20 protein-coding genes are annotated in these 16,606 nt (G+C 66.1%); 6 read left to right on the top strand and 14 right to left on the bottom strand.

The window, feature by feature from the left end; genetic code table 11:
- The first annotated feature begins 66 nt into the window (after positions 1–66).
- From phnC to IE126_RS14690, 5 genes are all read left to right on the top strand, one after another.
- Positions 67–888, top strand: coding sequence for a phosphonate ABC transporter ATP-binding protein (gene phnC / locus IE126_RS14710; protein ID WP_054301950.1), 822 nt, complete (start codon positions 67–69; stop codon positions 886–888).
- A 50-nt stretch (positions 889–938) separates the two neighbouring features.
- Positions 939–1,835 carry a phosphonate ABC transporter substrate-binding protein gene (phnD, locus tag IE126_RS14705; RefSeq protein WP_108128651.1) on the top strand — a complete coding sequence of 299 codons (897 nt, stop codon included), beginning with the start codon at positions 939–941 and terminating at the stop codon, positions 1,833–1,835.
- A gap of 76 nt (positions 1,836–1,911) precedes the next feature.
- The gene (gene phnE, locus IE126_RS14700; RefSeq protein ID WP_189381442.1) at positions 1,912–2,790 is read left to right on the top strand and encodes a phosphonate ABC transporter, permease protein PhnE; all 879 of its coding nucleotides are present in this window, start codon (positions 1,912–1,914) and stop codon (positions 2,788–2,790) included.
- A gap of 2 nt (positions 2,791–2,792) precedes the next feature.
- Positions 2,793–4,124, top strand: coding sequence for a phosphonate ABC transporter, permease protein PhnE (gene phnE, locus IE126_RS14695; RefSeq protein ID WP_189381441.1), 1,332 nt, complete (start codon positions 2,793–2,795; stop codon positions 4,122–4,124).
- A 4-nt stretch (positions 4,125–4,128) separates the two neighbouring features.
- Positions 4,129–4,746: an LbetaH domain-containing protein gene (locus IE126_RS14690; protein ID WP_189381440.1), complete on the top strand. Its 618-nt coding sequence runs from the start codon at positions 4,129–4,131 to the stop codon at positions 4,744–4,746.
- Here the strand turns inward: IE126_RS14690 and IE126_RS14685 are convergent.
- The 5 genes from IE126_RS14685 to IE126_RS14665 form a co-directional block, all read right to left on the bottom strand.
- Positions 4,743–5,420 (bottom strand): glycosyltransferase family 2 protein, encoded by a 678-nt coding sequence (locus IE126_RS14685; RefSeq protein ID WP_189381439.1) that lies wholly within the window; start codon positions 5,418–5,420, stop codon positions 4,743–4,745. The two genes, IE126_RS14690 and IE126_RS14685, sit on opposite strands and share 4 nt — an antisense overlap.
- Positions 5,417–5,992, bottom strand: coding sequence for a DedA family protein (locus tag IE126_RS14680; RefSeq protein WP_189381438.1), 576 nt, complete (start codon positions 5,990–5,992; stop codon positions 5,417–5,419). The genes IE126_RS14685 and IE126_RS14680 overlap by 4 nt, the downstream gene beginning before the upstream one ends.
- Positions 5,993–6,002: 10 nt before the next feature.
- Entirely contained in the window at positions 6,003–7,136 is a 1,134-nt protein-coding gene (locus tag IE126_RS14675) for a ceramide glucosyltransferase (RefSeq protein ID WP_189381437.1), read from the bottom strand.
- On the bottom strand, positions 7,136–7,948 hold the full coding sequence (locus IE126_RS14670; RefSeq protein WP_054301942.1) for a UDP-2,3-diacylglucosamine diphosphatase: 813 nt from the start codon (positions 7,946–7,948) through the stop codon (positions 7,136–7,138). Before IE126_RS14670 ends, IE126_RS14675 begins: the two co-directional genes overlap by 1 nt.
- A 112-nt stretch (positions 7,949–8,060) precedes the next feature.
- Positions 8,061–9,203 carry an alpha-D-ribose 1-methylphosphonate 5-triphosphate diphosphatase gene (locus IE126_RS14665; RefSeq protein WP_108128634.1) on the bottom strand — a complete coding sequence of 381 codons (1,143 nt, stop codon included), beginning with the start codon at positions 9,201–9,203 and terminating at the stop codon, positions 8,061–8,063.
- A gap of 104 nt (positions 9,204–9,307) precedes the next feature.
- On the opposite strand from IE126_RS14665, the gene IE126_RS14660 reads away from it, so the two are divergent.
- Positions 9,308–9,988: a DUF1045 domain-containing protein gene (locus tag IE126_RS14660; RefSeq protein WP_308429983.1), complete on the top strand. Its 681-nt coding sequence runs from the start codon at positions 9,308–9,310 to the stop codon at positions 9,986–9,988.
- Here IE126_RS14660 and phnN read toward each other — a convergent pair.
- The 9 genes from phnN to phnG are packed head-to-tail and all read right to left on the bottom strand — an operon-like array spanning position 9,970 to position 16,543.
- Positions 9,970–10,494, bottom strand: coding sequence for a phosphonate metabolism protein/1,5-bisphosphokinase (PRPP-forming) PhnN (gene phnN, locus IE126_RS14655; protein ID WP_189381435.1), 525 nt, complete (start codon positions 10,492–10,494; stop codon positions 9,970–9,972). The two genes, IE126_RS14660 and phnN, sit on opposite strands and share 19 nt — an antisense overlap.
- Before the next feature lies 1 nt (position 10,495).
- Positions 10,496–11,179, bottom strand: coding sequence for a phosphonate C-P lyase system protein PhnL (phnL, locus tag IE126_RS14650; protein WP_054301938.1), 684 nt, complete (start codon positions 11,177–11,179; stop codon positions 10,496–10,498).
- Positions 11,176–12,135: a magnesium transporter CorA family protein gene (locus tag IE126_RS14645; RefSeq protein WP_189381434.1), complete on the bottom strand. Its 960-nt coding sequence runs from the start codon at positions 12,133–12,135 to the stop codon at positions 11,176–11,178. The genes phnL and IE126_RS14645 overlap by 4 nt, the downstream gene beginning before the upstream one ends.
- Before the next feature lie 3 nt (positions 12,136–12,138).
- Entirely contained in the window at positions 12,139–12,936 is a 798-nt protein-coding gene (gene phnK, locus IE126_RS14640; RefSeq protein ID WP_229825538.1) for a phosphonate C-P lyase system protein PhnK, read from the bottom strand.
- A 56-nt stretch (positions 12,937–12,992) separates the two neighbouring features.
- Entirely contained in the window at positions 12,993–13,859 is an 867-nt protein-coding gene (locus IE126_RS14635; protein ID WP_054301936.1) for an alpha-D-ribose 1-methylphosphonate 5-phosphate C-P-lyase PhnJ, read from the bottom strand.
- Positions 13,856–14,452 carry an HAD family hydrolase gene (locus IE126_RS14630; RefSeq protein ID WP_054301935.1) on the bottom strand — a complete coding sequence of 199 codons (597 nt, stop codon included), beginning with the start codon at positions 14,450–14,452 and terminating at the stop codon, positions 13,856–13,858. The genes IE126_RS14635 and IE126_RS14630 overlap by 4 nt, the downstream gene beginning before the upstream one ends.
- Positions 14,449–15,531 (bottom strand): carbon-phosphorus lyase complex subunit PhnI, encoded by a 1,083-nt coding sequence (locus tag IE126_RS14625; protein ID WP_108128624.1) that lies wholly within the window; start codon positions 15,529–15,531, stop codon positions 14,449–14,451. The genes IE126_RS14630 and IE126_RS14625 overlap by 4 nt, the downstream gene beginning before the upstream one ends.
- The gene (gene phnH / locus IE126_RS14620; RefSeq protein ID WP_189381433.1) at positions 15,531–16,100 is read right to left on the bottom strand and encodes a phosphonate C-P lyase system protein PhnH; all 570 of its coding nucleotides are present in this window, start codon (positions 16,098–16,100) and stop codon (positions 15,531–15,533) included. Before phnH ends, IE126_RS14625 begins: the two co-directional genes overlap by 1 nt.
- Positions 16,097–16,543 carry a phosphonate C-P lyase system protein PhnG gene (gene phnG, locus IE126_RS14615; protein WP_108128620.1) on the bottom strand — a complete coding sequence of 149 codons (447 nt, stop codon included), beginning with the start codon at positions 16,541–16,543 and terminating at the stop codon, positions 16,097–16,099. The genes phnH and phnG overlap by 4 nt, the downstream gene beginning before the upstream one ends.
- Between the last annotated feature and the right edge of the window lie 63 nt (positions 16,544–16,606).

The raw sequence follows: 16,606 nt of genomic DNA, 5'->3' as shown, positions 1-16,606 counted from the left end.
TGACTTTGGCGTGGCTGTCATGCGGCCCGCATAGCAATCGCCCCGACTCGAACGGAAGGGGCGGGGATGCTGCAAGTCCGCAATGTATCGCGCGTGTTCGGCCAGAAGGCCGCGGTGGACGCGATCAGCTTTGATATCGACCGCCCCGCCTTCGTGGGGATCATTGGCCGGTCCGGTGCAGGCAAGTCGACCTTCCTGCGCATGATGAACCGCCTGACCGACGCCAGCGCCGGACAGATCATGGTTGAGGGTCGTGATATCCTTGCGCTGAAAGGTGCCGCCGCCCGCGCCTGGCAAAGTGACTGCGCGATGATCTTCCAGCAGTTCAACCTTGTGCCACGCATGGATGTGGCCTCGAACGTGCTGCATGGCATTCTGAACCGTCGGTCCACCCTGCAAACGCTGTTCAACCTCTGGCCCCGCGCCGACATCCTGAAGGCGCTGGAAATCCTCGACCGGCTGGGCATCGCCGAGCAGGCGCCAAAACGGGCCGAGGCGCTTTCGGGTGGCCAGCAGCAGCGCGTCGCCATCGCGCGGGCGCTGATGCAGGACCCCCGTATCATCCTTGCCGACGAACCCATTGCCAGCCTCGACCCGATGAATGCGCAGATCGTGATGGACACACTGAAGCGCATCAATGTCGAGGATGGCCGCATGGTCATTGCCAACCTGCACACGCTGGATACCGCGCGGCGCTATTGCGACCGGGTGATCGGCATGCGGGACGGCCGCATCGTCTTTGACGGCACGCCGGAACAGCTTTCGACCGGCGTCGCGCGCGACATCTACGGCGCCGACGACAGCTTCAACGAGGCCGCGACCTCGACCGCCATTCCCGCCGATACCGCGCCCGACCGGGCCTGGGCCGAGCGGATGCTGGCCAACTGAACCCGTTTCACCCGCCCCGCAGAATGCAGGGCAGAACCCGGAGCACATCGATGAAACACCTCCTCCTCGCCCTTGCCGCGACCACCGCGCTGACCGGCGCCGCCAGTGCCGAAGGCATCACCCAGTTCAACGTGGGTATTCTTGGCGGCGAAAACGCCCAGGATCGCATGACCTCGAACGAATGCTATCGCGCGAAGATCGAAGAGGCGCTGGGCGTGCCGGTCAAGGTCTTTACCCCGGCCGATTATGACGGCGTGATCCAGGGCCTGCTGGGCGGCACGCTTGACCTCGCGTGGCTGGGCGCCTCGGGTTATGCCAAGATCTACCTGACCGACCCGGAAGCGGTGGAGCCGGTTCTGACCAAGCAGAACATGGACGGCTCGACCGGCTACTACTCGATCGGTTTCGCCCGCAAGGACTCGGGGATCACCTCGATCGAGGATGCCAAGGGCAAGGTCTTTGCCTTCGGTGAACCGAACTCGACCTCGGGCTATCTGGTGCCGGGTGCAGAGCTGCAAGAGAAGTATGGCAAGCTGGAAGATTACTTCGGTGAAGTGAAATTCTCGGGCGGCCACGAGCAAACCATCGTCGGCGTTGCCAAGGGCGATTTCGACGCTGGCGTAAGCTGGGCTGACGGTCTGGGCAACTGGGAAGACGGCTACAATTCCGGCGCCTTCCGCAAGGCTGCCGATGCGGGCCTCGTCGACATGAATGACCTCGTGGAAATATGGAAGTCGAAGCTGATCCCCGAAGGGCCGATGGTGGTGCGCAAAGCGCTGCCGCAGGACGTCAAGGACAAGGTGATCGCGCTGACCGCCGATCTTCATGAAACCGACAAGGATTGCGCCTATGGCGTGGCTGCGGGCGAAGCCAAAGACTTCGTTCCGGTTACCCATGACGAGTATCTGGGCATCGTTGCGGCCCGGAAGCTGCAAGAAGGCATGTGAGTTTTTCTGACGTGTCGCCGGGTTCCCTGAAGGGAGCCCGGCAATTTCTTTTCCGGCCCTGCAACAGGACTGCACAATGGTAGATATCGCCTTCGGCCCGCAGGGCGACAAAGGCCCCGGCCCCACGAACGGGCGCGACGCCTATCTTGATCTGGTGCGTCGCCGCCGCATGTATGGCGGGATTCTGCTGGTGCTGTTCGTGGCGCTGATGGCCTCGGGTTTCCGTCTGGCTGAAAGCCGCAATGCGGGTGGCTTTATCGACGGGTTGCCGCAGGTCTTTGCCTTTCCGTCGGAAGTGATTTCCGAAGCCTGGGCCAAACGGGCCGAGGTGCCGGGCCTGATCTGGGCGCATGTGCCCTCGCTGATCGAGACGATCAACATCGCGGCGGTGTCCACACTCGCGGGCGGGCTGGCCGCCATGGTGCTGGCCTTGCTGTCCACGCGGGGGCTGTCGCGCTGGCCGCGCTTCACCGGCGTGTTTCGCCGCATGATGGATGCCTTTCGCGCCGTGCCCGAAATCGTCATCGCGCTGGTGCTGATCTACCTCCTGGGCGGTGGCCCGGTTCCGGCAGTCATCGCCATCGCCCTGCATACCTCGGGGGCTCTGGGGAAGCTGTTTTCCGAAGTGGCCGAAAATGCCGATCTGAAGCCGGTCGAGGGGCTGACCTCGGTTGGCGCCACATGGGGCCAGAAGATGTGGCTCGGTGTCATCCCGCAGGTGGCGCCGAACTGGCTCAGCTATGCGCTGCTGCGGTTTGAAATCAATGTGCGCGCCTCGGCCATCCTTGGCTTCGTGGGCGAGGGCGGCATCGGCCACGATCTGAAACTGGCGATGCAATGGGGGCAGGGGCGATATGACGAAGTCGTCGCGATCTTCCTGCTTTTGTTCCTGACCATCGTGGCCATCGACCGCCTGTCGGACCGCGCGCGTGAAAAACTGGTGAGGGGGCGCTGAACATGGCCGTGACCGATTTTACCGGGGCCCGCGCTCCGCTGACCGAAACGGTCATTCGGCGTTTTACCCTGCGTCGCCGCATGGCGCTGGCGGTGCCTGCAGTGATCTGCGCCTATTTTGTCTATATCTTCTTCGCCTTCGATATCGCGGGCATTGCCGCGCGGATGCGGCCTGACAATGCGGTCATCCTTTTGTCGGATTTCTGGTCCTACAAGACCCATGTGACCCGCGACAACCGCAGCGGCAGGCTGAGCGTCGCCATCGAAGGCGAGGCGAAAGGGGCTTACCCCGAAGGCCAGTTGCCCGACTGGGTGATGCAGACGGGCGACACCACGGTCATCGACCTCGGCGGCGGCAATATCGTCACTTATGACGCGGCCGGTGCGCGCTATGTGGTGCCGGGCTACGGCACCATCGACATCGCGCCCGAAGACGGCAAGCTGCGCCTGACCGCGCCTGAACCGCTGCCAGACTGGATCAACGCCTCTGACAACCGGGTCAGCGTCACCACGGATGCCGGGCGCTTCGCCTATACCCGGTCGAAGGTTGAAACCTTCCGCTACCAGCCAGGGTGGGAGCTGTTCTTCTTCACACTCGACAGCCCCTTCGCAGGCAAGGGCGCGGGCGAACTGGCCGCGCTGGCGCTGTGGGGGGATCGGGTGGACCCTGCGCGCAGCAATCTGGGCTATATGCTGTCCGAGTTCTGGAACAACCGCATGTGGCGTCATGGCGACGTCGCCTGGGCGATGTTTGAAACCGTGCTGATGGCCTTCCTTGGCACCATGGGGGCGGCAGTGATCGCCCTACCGCTGGGCTTTCTGGCCGCGCGCAACTTCATGCCGCTGGGGCCGCTGCGCTTTGCCATGCGCCGTGTGTTCGATTTCATCCGCGGCGTGGACGGGCTGATCTGGACCATCATCCTCAGCCGGGCCTTCGGCCCCGGCCCGATGACCGGCGCGCTGGCCATCCTGCTGACCGACACCGGCAGTTTCGGCAAGATGTTCTCGGAAGCGCTGGAAAACATCGACGAGAAACAGGTGGAGGGCATCCGCTCCACCGGCGCCAGCGCCGTGCAGCGCGCACGGTTCGGGGTGATCCCGCAGGTGACGCCGGTGCTGGTGAGCCAGGTGCTTTACTACCTCGAATCCAACACCCGCAGCGCCACGGTGATCGGCGCCATCGTCGGCGGCGGCATCGGCCTGCTGTTGACCCAGGCCATCATCACCCAGAAAGACTGGGAAGAGGTCGCCTATTACATGGTGCTGATCGTGCTGATGGTCATGGCGATGGACAGCCTGTCGGGCTGGCTGCGCAAGAAGCTTATCAAGGGATAAACCCGTGCCGAAACTCTCCGCCACCGAAGCCTTCGTGCATCCGGGCTGCCAGATCGTCAATTCCACCTTCGGCGCTTATTGCGAGGTGGGCGAGGGCAGCCGGGTGCTGAACTCCGACTTTGGGGATTATGCCTATTGCGACCGCATGGCCGACATCGCCAATACGAGCGTCGGCAAATTTTCGAACATCGCCGCGATGACAAGGATCGGGCCGACGGATCACCCGTTCACCCATGCCGCGCAGCACCACTTCCTCTATCGCTCCTCCTATTATTGGGAGGATGCGGAGGACGACCCGGCCTTCTTCGCCGCCCGCGCCGCGCGCCGCTGCACGCTGGGGCCGGATTGCTGGATCGGCCATGGCGCGATCATCAAGCCCGAGGTCACCATCGGCGCGGGTGCCATCGTCGCCTCGGGCGCGGTGGTCACCCGCGACGTGGCGCCCTTCATGATCGTGGCAGGCTGCCCCGCCGCGCCGCTGCGTGCGCGGTTCACGCCGCAGGTGGCTGACCGCCTGCTGACGCTGGGCTGGTGGGACTGGGATCACGCGACACTGCGCCGGGCGCTGCCCGATTTCCGCAGCCTGCCTGCCGAGGCTTTCCTTGAGAAATACGGCGGCTAGCGCACCTGCCGCGTCAGGCTGGCGATCTGGCTCAGCACCGTCAGCGGGCCAGTAGCGCGCAGAATGTCGACGATCATCAGCACGTCCGAGGCTATGCCACGCCACAGCCCACGTTTCGCGGCTTTGGCGGGGCTTGCGACACCGGGCCAGCGCACGACTGCCGGGCGCATGCCGTGTTTCAGCATCAGCCGGTTCAGGAACACCTCGAAGCCGAACTTCGGCAGGCTGTCCAGTGCTGCCAGATGCGGCGCGATCAGGGCCCGCGGCAGCATTCTTTCGCCCGAGATGTAGTCCACCCCCAGCCAGTGCCACAGCCGGGGTGCATTGCCGCGCAGCGACAGGCTGACATCGGCACGTCCCTCCAGAACCGGCCAGACCAGCCGCGTGATATCCGCCGCAGTCAGCCCGGTCAGATCTGCGTCGATCAGCAGCAGCCAGTCGCCGTCACTGGCGGCGATGCCCTGCGCCAGCGCCCGCGTCTTGCCCCGGTTCGGCACAAGGCGCAGCACCTCGGCCCCGGCCTGCTGCGCGACCCCGGCGGTGCCGTCGCGTGACCCGTCATCGATGACCAGAACCCGGTCGATCTGCGGATGCCCGACCAGCACGGACAGAACGGCGCCGATCCGCGCGGCCTCGTCATGGGCGGGAACCAGACAGGAGATCTTGCTGCTCATTGCCCGATCCTTCTTTTGCGCAGGAACCACAGGCCTGTGGCCAGAAGAACCACAGCCGTCAGCACCAGCGCACCGTGGAAGATCCAGTCGTCGATCCGTTGCCAGGCAGAGCCGAAAATCCAGCCCAGCCCGACGAACAGCAGGCTTTTCGGGATCGAGGCCAGCAGGTTGACCATCAGGAACTTCCCGAAATCCATTCTTGCGATGCCCGCCGCCGTCAGCACCGCCGCGCCTGCCGAATGGGTCAGCTTGCCCACCACCAGCAACCGCGTGCCCTGCGCCCGGAAGGCCCGCACCAGCCGGGCAAGGCGTGGCCGGGTCAGTCCGATCCGGTCGAGCCGGCGTTGCCGTACCAGGCGGCGCCCGTGGCGTCCCAGCGCGTAGAACAGCGCGTCGCCAGCCACATCGGCCACGATGACGCAGATCACCACGGCAGGCAGGTCCATCAGCCCCAGACGGGCCAGATAGGCCGCGATGACCGTGACCACCGGCCCTTCGATCAGGGCCAGAGGGGCCAGCACCAGCAAGCCATGATGCTGAATCAAGGCGACCAGATCGGGTTGGGGCATCATCGGGGGCGGGTCACTCGGCCGGGTGCAGCGCCGGGGCAGGCACTGAGCCCATGGTATTGCCACGCCAGTCGAAGCCACGGCGCAGGAAGGTGGCGCCCCAGATTGCCGGTATCATCAGGTCGCGCAGGGGCAACACCGCGATGTCCTGCCAGCCCGAGGGCCAGCCCGCGCGCCGCATCAGTCGCGCCTCTGCCGCATACCACAGGCCAAGGTAGGCCAATGCCAGCGCAGGCGGCAGTCCGGCACCCGCCAGCGCGCCGAGGCACAGCAGCGCAGGCAGCACGGCGCCATTCGCCGGTTCCGCCCCGAACAGCCGGGGAAATCCGTCGCGACGGATGCGGCTCCACCGCAGTTGCCGGTTCCAGACCTGCGCAAGGCCGCGCCGCCCCACCGGCTGTGCGAAGGGCAGGGGCGTCAGGCGAATCCGCAGGCCCAGCTCGCGGATCAGACGGGTCGCTGCCGCATCCTCGGCGAGTTCCCGGCCCAGCACGGTCAGTCCGCCGAAACGCTCGATCAGCGGTTTGTTGAAGAACAGGGTCTTACCCTGGGCATAGCCCTTTCCGAGGGTGTCAGCGGCGAATTGCAACCGCGCCTGATTGCCGTTCAGGAAAGCGCATTCCAGCCGCCCGGCCAGCCCCTGCGGACGAATACCCACGGCGGGGGAGGACACCAGCCCCGTTGCCGGACCCCAGCTTGCCACCACGCGCGCCAGATAGTCGGGCGGCAGCAACAGGTTCGCATCGGTCATGCAGACCCATTCCGCCGTATCTGAATACCAGCCTTTCCAGACATTGTTGATCTTCGGGTTGCGCGTCACCCGCGCCTCGCCCACCAGCAGACGGGCCGACACCTGCGGATGTTCCGCGATCAGGTGGCGGATCAGCGGCAGAACCGGATCGTCGGGCGATGCGGCGCAGAAGATCACGTCATAATCGGGGTAATCCTGCACGAAGGAACTGCGCAGCGTCTCGGCATCGAACGGGTCCAGCCCGCAGACCGGGCGCAGCAGGGTCACGCGCGGTGTGCCGATCAGTCCGGGGGCAGCCGGGCGGTCAGCCCTCAGCCGCCCGAGGAACAGCAGGACCGAGGCATAATGCGCCACCAGAAATCCGGCAGCGGCAAGGGCAAGCAGAAAGGCGATCATCAGGCACCTGCAAATTCGGGTTCAGCGGCGGCGCGACCCGGCAGCAGCGCGGGTGCCTTGCGCGCATCCAGCAGGCGCAGGCTACCGTCGGCGGTTTCGGCCAGCGCGGTCAGGCTGTCGATCCAGTCGCCGCAATTGGCATAGGTCAGGCCGAAATCGTCATGCAGCCCGGCAATGTGGAAATGCCCGCAGATCACGCCGTCAACCTGTTTGCGGCGTGCGAGGCGCAGCACCTTCCGCTCGTGCGCGCGGCCCAGATACAGCAGCGCATTGACCGAGGTCAGCAGCATGTCCACCGCGCTGCGCGCTTCGGGCGGGGTATCGGGGCGGCGGCGGGTCAGCAGGCGTTCGAACCGGCGCAGGCCATGGTCGATCCGGCTGCCCAGCCGGGTGAAGATATGGGCACGGAACAGCCGCCCGTCGCAGGCATCGCCGTGCAGCACAAGATAGCGACGCCCGTCGGCGGTGGTATGGATCAGCGCTTCCTGCGCCTCGGCCGGAACGCGGCAATGCTGCGGCGCGCGGTCGGGGAAGGGATCGTGGTTGCCGCGCAGGTAAAGGATGCGCGCGCCCTCGGCCTTGCGCGCGACCAGATGGTCGATCACCGCCTGATCGGCCGCGCTCCAGTGAGGCAGCAGCGGGTGCCAGAGGTCGAGGATGTCGCCCACCAGCACATAGGTCTCGGCCCGGTGCGCCTGAAGGAAAGCCAGCACCAGATCCGGCCGCGCGCCAAGCGCGCCCAGATGCAGGTCGGACAGAAACAGCGTCCGATACGGGCAAGCGGCGGCGGGTCGGCGGTCCGGCTGGGTCACGGCAAGGCTCCGTCACGGGGTCGTGAGCGGACCATGAGCGCGGAAGGCCACGATTTGATGACGTTTCGCTTGTAGTTTCACGACGATTGCGGCGGTGCAGCGAAACCTGCGCTCAGGCGACGCGGCGGCCCTGCACCCAGACGCCCCGCACCGCCCCTGCCTGCCCGATCCGCGTGACGCGGATGACATCGGCACGACCGCCGGGCACCAGATGGCCGCGATCTTCCAGCCCGGTCGCCTCGGCCGGGGCGGCGGTCACGGTGGCGATGCCGCGCGCGGTATCGCCCCAGACATCGCCCAGCATCAGCGCCGCCGACAACAGCGACGAGGGCACATAATCCGACGACACGATATCGAGCAGATCGGCCTGCGCCAGATCCTGCGCCGCGACATTGCCGGAATGGCTGCCACCGCGAATGAGGTTCGGTGCCCCCATCATCACGCGGATGCCATGGTCATGGCAGGCCTGCGCGGCCTCGGTCGTGGTGGGAAATTCGGCGAAATGCACCCCATGCCCCGCCGAAACCGCAACCTGCGGCGCGGTCGTGTCGTCATGGCTGGCCAGCACCGCACCAAAGCGCCGCGCCTCGGAGACGACAGCCGCCTCGTGCACCGCGCCCACCTGATCGCGCAGGGCGCGCTGGTCGGCGACGTGCTTGTGAAACTCTGCCTCGCTGAGGCCATGCTTGCCGCAAAGGTAGTCCTTCAGCTTGGTCACATCGCGGAACTGCCGCTCGCCGGGTGTATGGTCCATCAGGCTGACGATGCCGATGCGATCTTCGGCACCGAACTTCGCCAGTTCAGCCACCAGCGTTTCCGAACAGACCTCGGCGCGCAGATGCAGGAAATGGCTGATCCGCAGCGCGCCCTGCGCCCTCAGGTCCAGAATTTCATCGGCCAGTGCACGGGCATATTCGCCGTAATTGGCCTTCTTGTTCGACACGACAGACCCGACGCGCAGCGCGTCGAAAACTGTGGTGATACCGACGCTGGCAAGCTCGGCGTCATGGGCGATAATGGCGGCCTGATGCGGCCAGCCGACACGCGGGCGCGGCTCGATATGGCGTTCCAGATTGTCGGTATGCAACTCGATCAGGCCGGGCATCACCAGATCACCCGCGCAGTCGATGGCACCGGCAGGCACGGCGGCCCCTTCGGCGATGTCAGTAATCCGCCCGTCAGACAGCCGCACCTGGCCGCGCAGGGTTTCTCCCGGCAGAACAAGGGTGGCATTGGCAAGGATCGTATCGGTCATTTCAGAAAGTCCTGTCTTGCGGTTCCGGGCGCAGGCGGCTGCAATGGCACGAAACCGTCACGCCTTTGTGACAGTCGCAGGGTAGGCCAGCCGCCATGGAAAAGATGAAACGCTATGCTGTCTATTACGCGCCGCGCGCCGGCGCCTTTGCCGCGCGGGCGGCGGAATGGTTGGGCTGGGACCCGGTCGCGGCCGAGCCCCGGCCACAGCCACAATTGCCGGGTCTCCCTGCCGCTGTTGCCGATCTGACGGCAGAGCCGCGTAAATACGGCTTTCACGGCACGATCCGCGCGCCCTTCCGCCCGGCAGACGGGCTGGGGCAGGATGAGGTTGCGGCGGGGGTTGCCGAACTCGCCAGCCGTCTGAAGCCCGCCGTCTGTGACCACCTGCGGCTGGTCAATCTGCACGGATTTCTGGCGCTGATCCCCGAAGGCGGTGAGGCCGCGCTTCAGGCGCTTGGCGCGGCGGTGGTCGAAGGCACCGATGCTCTGCGCGCGCCGCTGAACGAGGCCGAAATCGCCCGCCGCCGCCCTGAACGGCTCAGCTCGCGACAGCGCGCCCTGCTGGACCGCTGGGGCTATCCCTTCGTGATGGAGGAATTCCGCTTCCACCTGACGCTGACCAGCAGCCTGAGTGCGCCGGACGCCGCAGCGGCTCGCAACGTGCTGGAGCCGCATTTTGCCCCGGTCCTGCCGCAACCTTTCGCCATCGAGGATCTGTGCCTGTTCGGAGAGGATGGCGCGGGGCGTTTCCATTTTCTGCATCGCTACGCCCTGACCGGCTGAAGCGCCGCCAGAAACCGCGCTATGCCCTCGGACAGACTGCCGTCATTGCGCACCTCGGTGGCCTGAATGCCTTCGGGCAGGGTGAAGGCCGCACGGGCCAGCCGGGCGCGGATATCGGCCTCGGGCTCGCGCCCCCGCGCGGCCAGCCGCTGCGCCAGCACCGCATCCGGCGCGGTGACAAGGATCACGCGCAGACCGGGAAACCGCGCCTGCGCCTGCGGCAGGGCCAGGCGCGAGCCGTTGAAGATCACCACCCCTGGCGCAGCGAGCTGCGCTTGCGGGATGCCATAGCTCAGCCCATGCGCCTGCCAGTCCAGCGCGAAGTCCCCGGCGGCCTTGCGTGCGGCGAAATCCTCGGGGCTGACCCCTTCGAAATCCTCGCCTCCGGCCTCGGTCGGTCGGGTGATCACCCGCCGCACCAGTCGCAGACCTGGCCGCGCTGCCACCGCACCGGCGATCAGCGTATCCTTCCCGGCCCCGGAAGGCCCGACCACCGCGATCAGCATATCAGGCCGCCAGACGCGGGGTGAAGCCGGTCACATCGACCAGCCGGTCACACACGCGATCCCGCGCGCCCTCGTCATGGAAGATCCCCACGATGGCCGCGCCGCGCGCCTTGGCTTCCTCGATCAGCCCCAGCACAACCTCGCGGTTGGCGGCATCCAGACTGGCCGTCGGCTCGTCCAGCAAAAGCGCGGGATAGGGATGTGCGAAGCCGCGCGCGATGTTCACGCGCTGCTGTTCCCCGCCCGAGAAGGTGGTGGGCGAGAGACCCCAGAGCCGTTCGGCAATGTTCAGCCGCGCCAGCAGATCCGCCGCCCGCGCCCGCGCCGCATCGACCGGCACGCCCAGTTGAAGCAGCGGCTCCGCCACCACATCCAGCGTCGGCACGCGCGGCACCACGCGCAGGAACTGACTGACATAGCCCAGAACCTCGCGCCGCAGGCGGATGATCTCGCGCGGGGCGGCGCGAGCGACATCCAGATCGCCGACCCGGATGCTACCCCCTGCGGCCAGGTAATTGCCGTAGATCATCCGCATCAGCGTGGATTTCCCCGACCCCGACTGCCCGGTCAGCCCGACACATTCGCCCGGCGCGACGGCCAGCGCCGCCCCCGCCATCACCGGGATCACGGCGCTGCCCTGATTGTGCAGGGTAAAGGCCTTGGAAAGATTGGTAATCTCGATCATAGCCAGCGTTTCCACTTGAAGAAAAGATAGGTCAGCACCGCCGAGGCCAGCATCAGCGCCAGCGCCATCGGATAGCCGAATGCCCATTGCAATTCCGGCATATGGGCAAAGTTCATCCCATAGGCCGAGGCGATCACCGTGGGCGGCAGGAAGATCACTGCCACCACCGAAACGATCTTCACCGTCTTGTTCTGGGCAAGGTTCACCATGCCCAGGGTCACGTCAGAGGCCATGGCGACGCGGCTGGTCAGAAAGTCGCCATGTACTTCCAGCGCCCGGATATCGCGCATCAGCCCCTTGACCACCGGGCGCAACCCATGGCCCGCGCCGGCCTCGTTCAGCGCCTGCCCGAAATAGCTGATCGCACGTTCCAGGGTCAGCAGCGACTGTCGCACCCGGCTGATGAGATCGCTTTCGCGCGCGACCTGCCGCAGCGCCTCCTGCAGCGCGTCATCGCTGGCCTTCGCACCTTCCTCGAATACCTGCGCCATCAGAGCATCCAGCGCCCGACCCGAGCCCTCCATCAGGTCGGCCAGCCGCCCGACGATTTCCTCCATCAGCGACAGGAAGACCCGGCGCGGATCGGCGCAGCCCGGCCCCACTTTGTCTGCCCGTTCCGGATAGGTCTCGAACGGGCGCGGCGCGTGGTGGCGCACGGTCACCAGCCGTTCCGGGTGCAGGATGAAACAGACCGGGCCGGACATCGGCGCCTTGGTCTCGCTCAACCCCGGCAGCACCACGGTCAGATAATCGACGCTGCCCTCGCGGTAGAGTCGGTTCGACACCTCGATCTCTTCCATATCGGCCAGCGTCGGCACCTCGACCCCCAGAGCCTGCGCCAAAGCCACCTGACCGGAGAGCGGGCGGTACAGATCCACCCAGACCGCCTGCGCAAGGTCGGTCCCTTGCGGCAATTGCTTCAGTTTCCGGTCGGCGGGGGCATAGGCGTAAAGCATGGTTCAGACCTGCAAGACAGAGGATACCAGCAATTGCGTATACCCGTGCTGCGGGTCGTCCAACACCTGATCGGTCAGCCCCTGTTCCACCACCCGGCCCGATTTCATCACCATCAGCCGGTCGGCGAGCAGACGCACCACCGCAAGGTCATGGGTGACGATCACGACCGAAAGCCCCAGATCGCGCACAAGCCCGCGCAAAAGATCCAGCAAGCGCGCCTGCACGCTGACATCCAGACCGCCGGTCGGTTCATCCATGAACACCAGTCGCGGGCCGGTCACCAGATTGCGCGCGATCTGCAAACGCTGCTGCATCCCGCCGGAAAAGGCGGAAGGCCGGTCGTCGATCCGGTCGGCGGCAATCTCCACCCGGCCCAGCCAGTCGGCCGCGGTGTCGCGGATGGTGCCATAGTTGCGCGCACCCACCGCCATCAGCCGCTCGCCGACATTGCCGCCCGCGCTGACACCCATGCGCAAACCGTCGCGGGCATTCTGATGCACGAAGGCCCATTCGGTGCGGCTGAGCCGCCGCCGCTCCGGCTCTCCCAGCGCGCCCATGTCACGGCCGTCGTAAAGGATGCGCCCTGCATCGGGCTTCAGATGCCCGGCCAGGCAGCCCAGCAGCGTGGATTTGCCGGAACCGCTTTCGCCCACGATCCCCAGAACCTCACCGGGGAACAGGTCGAACGTCACATCGGTGCAGCCGATCCGGTTGCCATAAAGCTTCTTCACGCCCTGAACCGACAGAAGCGGCCGGTCCTCTTTTACCCTGGCACAAATATCCATATCCACCGCCCCCATCGCGCGATCCCCTCGGGCAGGAGCGCCAAAATTCTTCAAAGAATTTTGGGCCCCGGTCATTCTGCCGCTCCCGGCTGGCCCAGCCGTCCGACATGTCCTGCCGCGCGGCGTCCCGCACAGAAATCGGTGTCGGAGCAGACATACATCCGGCTGCCCCGGTCATCGGTGATGACCTCATCCAGATAACTGTCACCGGCGCCGCACAGGTCGCAGTCATGCGGGGCTTTCGATGCCTCGAACGGGTGATCCTCGAAATCGAGGCTCACGACCTGCGTATAGGGCGGCAGCGCATAGATGCGCTGTTCGCGACCCGCGCCAAATAGCTGAATTGCCGGGTTGTCCGACAGTTTCGGATTGTCGAATTTCGGGATCGGCGAGGGGTCCATCACATAGCGTTCCTCCACCTTCACCGGATAGGCATAGGCGGTGGCGATGGTGCCGTGGCGCGCGATGTCCTCGTAGAGTTTCACATGCATAAGCCCGTATTCCTCCAGCTCGTGCATCTTGCGCGTTTCGGTCTCGCGCGGCTCCAGAAAGCGCAGGGGCTCCGGGATCGGCACCTGATAGACAAGGATCTGACCCTCGCAGAGCGGTGTTTCCGGGATGCGGTGGCGGGTCTGGATCACGGTGGCTTCGGCGGTCGCCTCGGTCACCGCCACGCCGGCGGTGCGCTGAAAGAATTTGCGGATCGACACGGCGTTGGTGGTGTCGTCGGCGCCCTGGTCGATGACCTTCAGCCGGTCGTCGGGCGTCAGGCAGGCCGCCGTCACCTGCACCCCGCCCGTGCCCCAGCCATAGGGCATCGGCATCTCGCGGCTGGCGAAAGGCACCTGATAGCCGGGCACCGCGATCCCTTTCAGGATGGCGCGGCGGATCATCCGTTTGGTCTGCTCGTCCAGATAGGCGAAGTTGTAGTCGCTCACAGCAGCCCCCGCGCGGTCAGTGCCGCTTCCAAAGCCTCAGGCGTGGTGAAATGTTCGGCCTGCATGCCGAAGGCGCGGGCGCCCTCGACATTCTTCAGGCTGTCGTCGATGAACAGGCAATCGCCCGGCTCCAGCCCGGCACGGTCGCAGAGGCGTGCGTAGATCCGTGCCTCGGGTTTGAGTATCCCTTCCTGCCCCGACACGACGGTCACGTCGAAGGCGTAGCCCAGCCGAGGATGCGCCGCGATACCCGCAGGCCAGGTTTCGGCAGACCAGTTGGTGATCGCATGGATGGCCAGCCCGCGCGCGCGCAGCCGGTCCATCAGCGCCCATGTGCCCTCGATAGCTTCGGGCACTGTGGCGGCGTAACGGTCGACATAGGTGGCGAACAGGGCACGGTCGGCCGGGTCGGCAATCTCTGCCGCCAGCGCGGCAAAGCTTTCGCCGCCGTCGGCGCGCAGATTCCGCGCCATGAAGTCGGTGCGGGTCAGGAAATCCTCCACCGCGTCGCGGCTGCCCAGATCAGGCAGGAAGGCCGGATGCGGTTCCCAGCGGATCAGCACATTGCCGATATCAAACACGATGGCCTTCATTCCGCTGCCTCCTGCATCTGCATCGCCTCGGCCCGCAGACGGCGCACCAGTTCCAGCTCGGACTGGAAGTCGACGTAATGCGGCAGTTTGATATGTTCCAGAAAGCCGGTGGCCTGGATGTTGTCGCAATGGCTCAGCACGAATTCCTCGTCCTGCGCCGGGGCGCCGGTGAAATCCTCGCCCAGTTCCTGCCAGCGCAGCGCGCGGTCGACGAGGCTCATGGCGATGGCCTTACGCTCGGTCTGGCCGAAGGTCAGGCCATAGCCTCGGGTGAATTGCGGGGGTTCGGTCTTCGAGCCTTTGAACTGATTGACGGTTTCACATTCCGTCAACTCCACCTCGCCGATCTCGATGGAGAAACCCAGTTCGGGGATCTCCATTTCCACCAGCACGCGGCCGATGCGCAATTCACCGACGAAGGCATGGGTACGACCGTAGCCGCGCTGGGTGGAATAGGCCAGCGACAGGATGAAGCCTTCATCCCCCCGCGTTATGGCTTGCAGGCGCAGCGGGCGGTTCGCGGGCAGTTCCAGCGGTTCCCGCGTCAGGTCGGGCGGAGGGGCGTCGTCGCGCGGTGCGGCCTCGATCAACCCGTCGCGGTCCAGAAGGCTGGTGACATGCGGCACCGGCTCAGGTCGCGCCGGCACCTGTGGCGCGAGAGGCGCCTCTCCCTCAGCGGCCAGTTTGAAATCCAGCAGGCGGTGCGTGTAGTCGAAGGTCGGCCCCAGCACCTGCCCGCCGGGCAGATCCTTGAACGTGGCGCTGACGCGCCGGTCGACCGCCATCGCCGCCGTCTCCACCGGCTGCGAGGCGCCAAGGCGGGGCAGCGTCGTGCGATAGGCGCGGATCAGAAAGATCGCCTCTATCAGATCGCCGCGCGCCTGCTTGATCGCCAGCGCCGCCAGATCGGGATCATACAGCGAGCCTTCGGCCATCACCCGGTTCACCGCCAGTTTCAACTGTTCGCGGATCTGCGGCAGGGTCAGTTCGGCGACCGATGGATCGCCGCGCCGTTCCTCGGCCAGCCAGGCATGGGCATTGTCGATGGCGCGTTCGCCACCCTTGACGGCGACATACATCAGGCTTCCTCCACGAGGGTGGATCGGGGCAGGGCGGCGAGCGTGTCGCCGCTGGTGAAATAGCAATCGAAGCCCAGCGGAAAGAGCGCGCGATTGGCGCGGAACGCCGCGATCTCGGGCAGCGACAGTTGCGCGGTGTCGCGGATGCCGGGGCCACGGAGCGTTGCGCCGGTTGTGGAAAGCGCGGGCAGTTCCACGATCAGCGTGGTGGAACGATCCGGGTAATCCGGCTGGCCGATGCGGAAGCGGGTCAATGGCTGCAGCGCCGCCCAGCCGCCCACCGCGAAATCGGCCTGATCCGCCGGGGCGAAGGGGGCGCCGGTATGGAAGGTGATCCAGTCGCGCACCGCCGGGCAATCGACAGCCCCGGCCAGGTGCACCGGCGTCGTGGTATCGGCCAGCGTCAGCAGCAGTGCCCCGGCAGCGGGCGACAGCGGGGCGGGCGGGATGACGCCAGCCATGCGATGCAGCGTGCCGGGGCGGGCCATCGCCTCCAGCGCGGCGCGGAAGGCGATGGCGGCATCGGTTGCGGCATTCGTGAAGCCGCCGGTCAGGGCTTCGGGCGTCATTGATCCTCTCCGCGTACCATGGTGAAGAATTCGACCTTCGTTGCGGCGGCCTTGACGGCGCGGGTCGTGCGGCGCGCCTCTTCCTCAAGCCGCAGGGGATGCAGCACCTGCGCCTCGACCCGTGCGGCTTCGGGCGTCTGCATCAGCGCATCCACCACGGCGGCGCGGCGGGCGTGATCCTTGTCGCGGCCCTGCACATAGGCATGGCCCACGGCGCCGCAGTCCAGCCGCAGCGAGCAGCGAGTCACCGTCATCTCGCCCAGATTGAACGGGGCGCCGGTGCCGCCGACACGACCCCGCACCATGACGGAACCCACTTCGGCCGGGCGCAGCAATGCGGTTTCGGGCAGGTCGGGCAGCAGGGCGGCAAGCCGCGCTGGCGGTGCCTTGGCCAGAAGGGACATCCAGCCCTTCCGCGCCAGATCTTCCGGGCGTTCGGTCATCTGATCCTCGACAGGTTGCGGATTTGTCTAGATTACTATACAACTAGACAAGTGATAGCTGAT

It is taken from the genome of Gemmobacter nanjingensis (assembly GCF_014652195.1).
Classification (GTDB): Bacteria; Pseudomonadota; Alphaproteobacteria; order Rhodobacterales; family Rhodobacteraceae; genus Gemmobacter; species Gemmobacter caeni.
This window is presented reverse-complemented; position numbering and strand designations above follow the sequence as displayed.

Excerpts from the sequence above, each read along its gene's own strand:
- phnL (WP_054301938.1), bottom strand. The coding sequence starts at position 11,179 with ATGATCGAGATTACCAATCTTTCCAAGGCCTTTACCCTGCACAATCAG.
- IE126_RS14625 (WP_108128624.1), bottom strand. The coding sequence starts at position 15,531 with ATGTATGTCGCCGTCAAGGGTGGCGAACGCGCCATCGACAATGCCCAT.
- IE126_RS14685 (WP_189381439.1), bottom strand. The coding sequence starts at position 5,420 with ATGAGCAGCAAGATCTCCTGTCTGGTTCCCGCCCATGACGAGGCCGCG.
- IE126_RS14675 (WP_189381437.1), bottom strand. The coding sequence starts at position 7,136 with ATGATCGCCTTTCTGCTTGCCCTTGCCGCTGCCGGATTTCTGGTGGCG.
- phnK (WP_229825538.1), bottom strand. The coding sequence starts at position 12,936 with ATGGGGGCGGTGGATATGGATATTTGTGCCAGGGTAAAAGAGGACCGG.
- IE126_RS14660 (WP_308429983.1), top strand. The coding sequence starts at position 9,308 with ATGAAACGCTATGCTGTCTATTACGCGCCGCGCGCCGGCGCCTTTGCC.
- phnC (WP_054301950.1), top strand. The coding sequence starts at position 67 with ATGCTGCAAGTCCGCAATGTATCGCGCGTGTTCGGCCAGAAGGCCGCG.
- phnD (WP_108128651.1), top strand. The coding sequence starts at position 939 with ATGAAACACCTCCTCCTCGCCCTTGCCGCGACCACCGCGCTGACCGGC.
- IE126_RS14680 (WP_189381438.1), bottom strand. The coding sequence starts at position 5,992 with ATGATGCCCCAACCCGATCTGGTCGCCTTGATTCAGCATCATGGCTTG.
- IE126_RS14645 (WP_189381434.1), bottom strand. The coding sequence starts at position 12,135 with ATGCTTTACGCCTATGCCCCCGCCGACCGGAAACTGAAGCAATTGCCG.
- IE126_RS14630 (WP_054301935.1), bottom strand. The coding sequence starts at position 14,452 with ATGAAGGCCATCGTGTTTGATATCGGCAATGTGCTGATCCGCTGGGAA.
- phnG (WP_108128620.1), bottom strand. The coding sequence starts at position 16,543 with ATGACCGAACGCCCGGAAGATCTGGCGCGGAAGGGCTGGATGTCCCTT.
- phnE (WP_189381442.1), top strand. The coding sequence starts at position 1,912 with ATGGTAGATATCGCCTTCGGCCCGCAGGGCGACAAAGGCCCCGGCCCC.
- phnN (WP_189381435.1), bottom strand. The coding sequence starts at position 10,494 with ATGCTGATCGCGGTGGTCGGGCCTTCCGGGGCCGGGAAGGATACGCTG.
- phnH (WP_189381433.1), bottom strand. The coding sequence starts at position 16,100 with ATGACGCCCGAAGCCCTGACCGGCGGCTTCACGAATGCCGCAACCGAT.
- phnE (WP_189381441.1), top strand. The coding sequence starts at position 2,793 with ATGGCCGTGACCGATTTTACCGGGGCCCGCGCTCCGCTGACCGAAACG.
- IE126_RS14665 (WP_108128634.1), bottom strand. The coding sequence starts at position 9,203 with ATGACCGATACGATCCTTGCCAATGCCACCCTTGTTCTGCCGGGAGAA.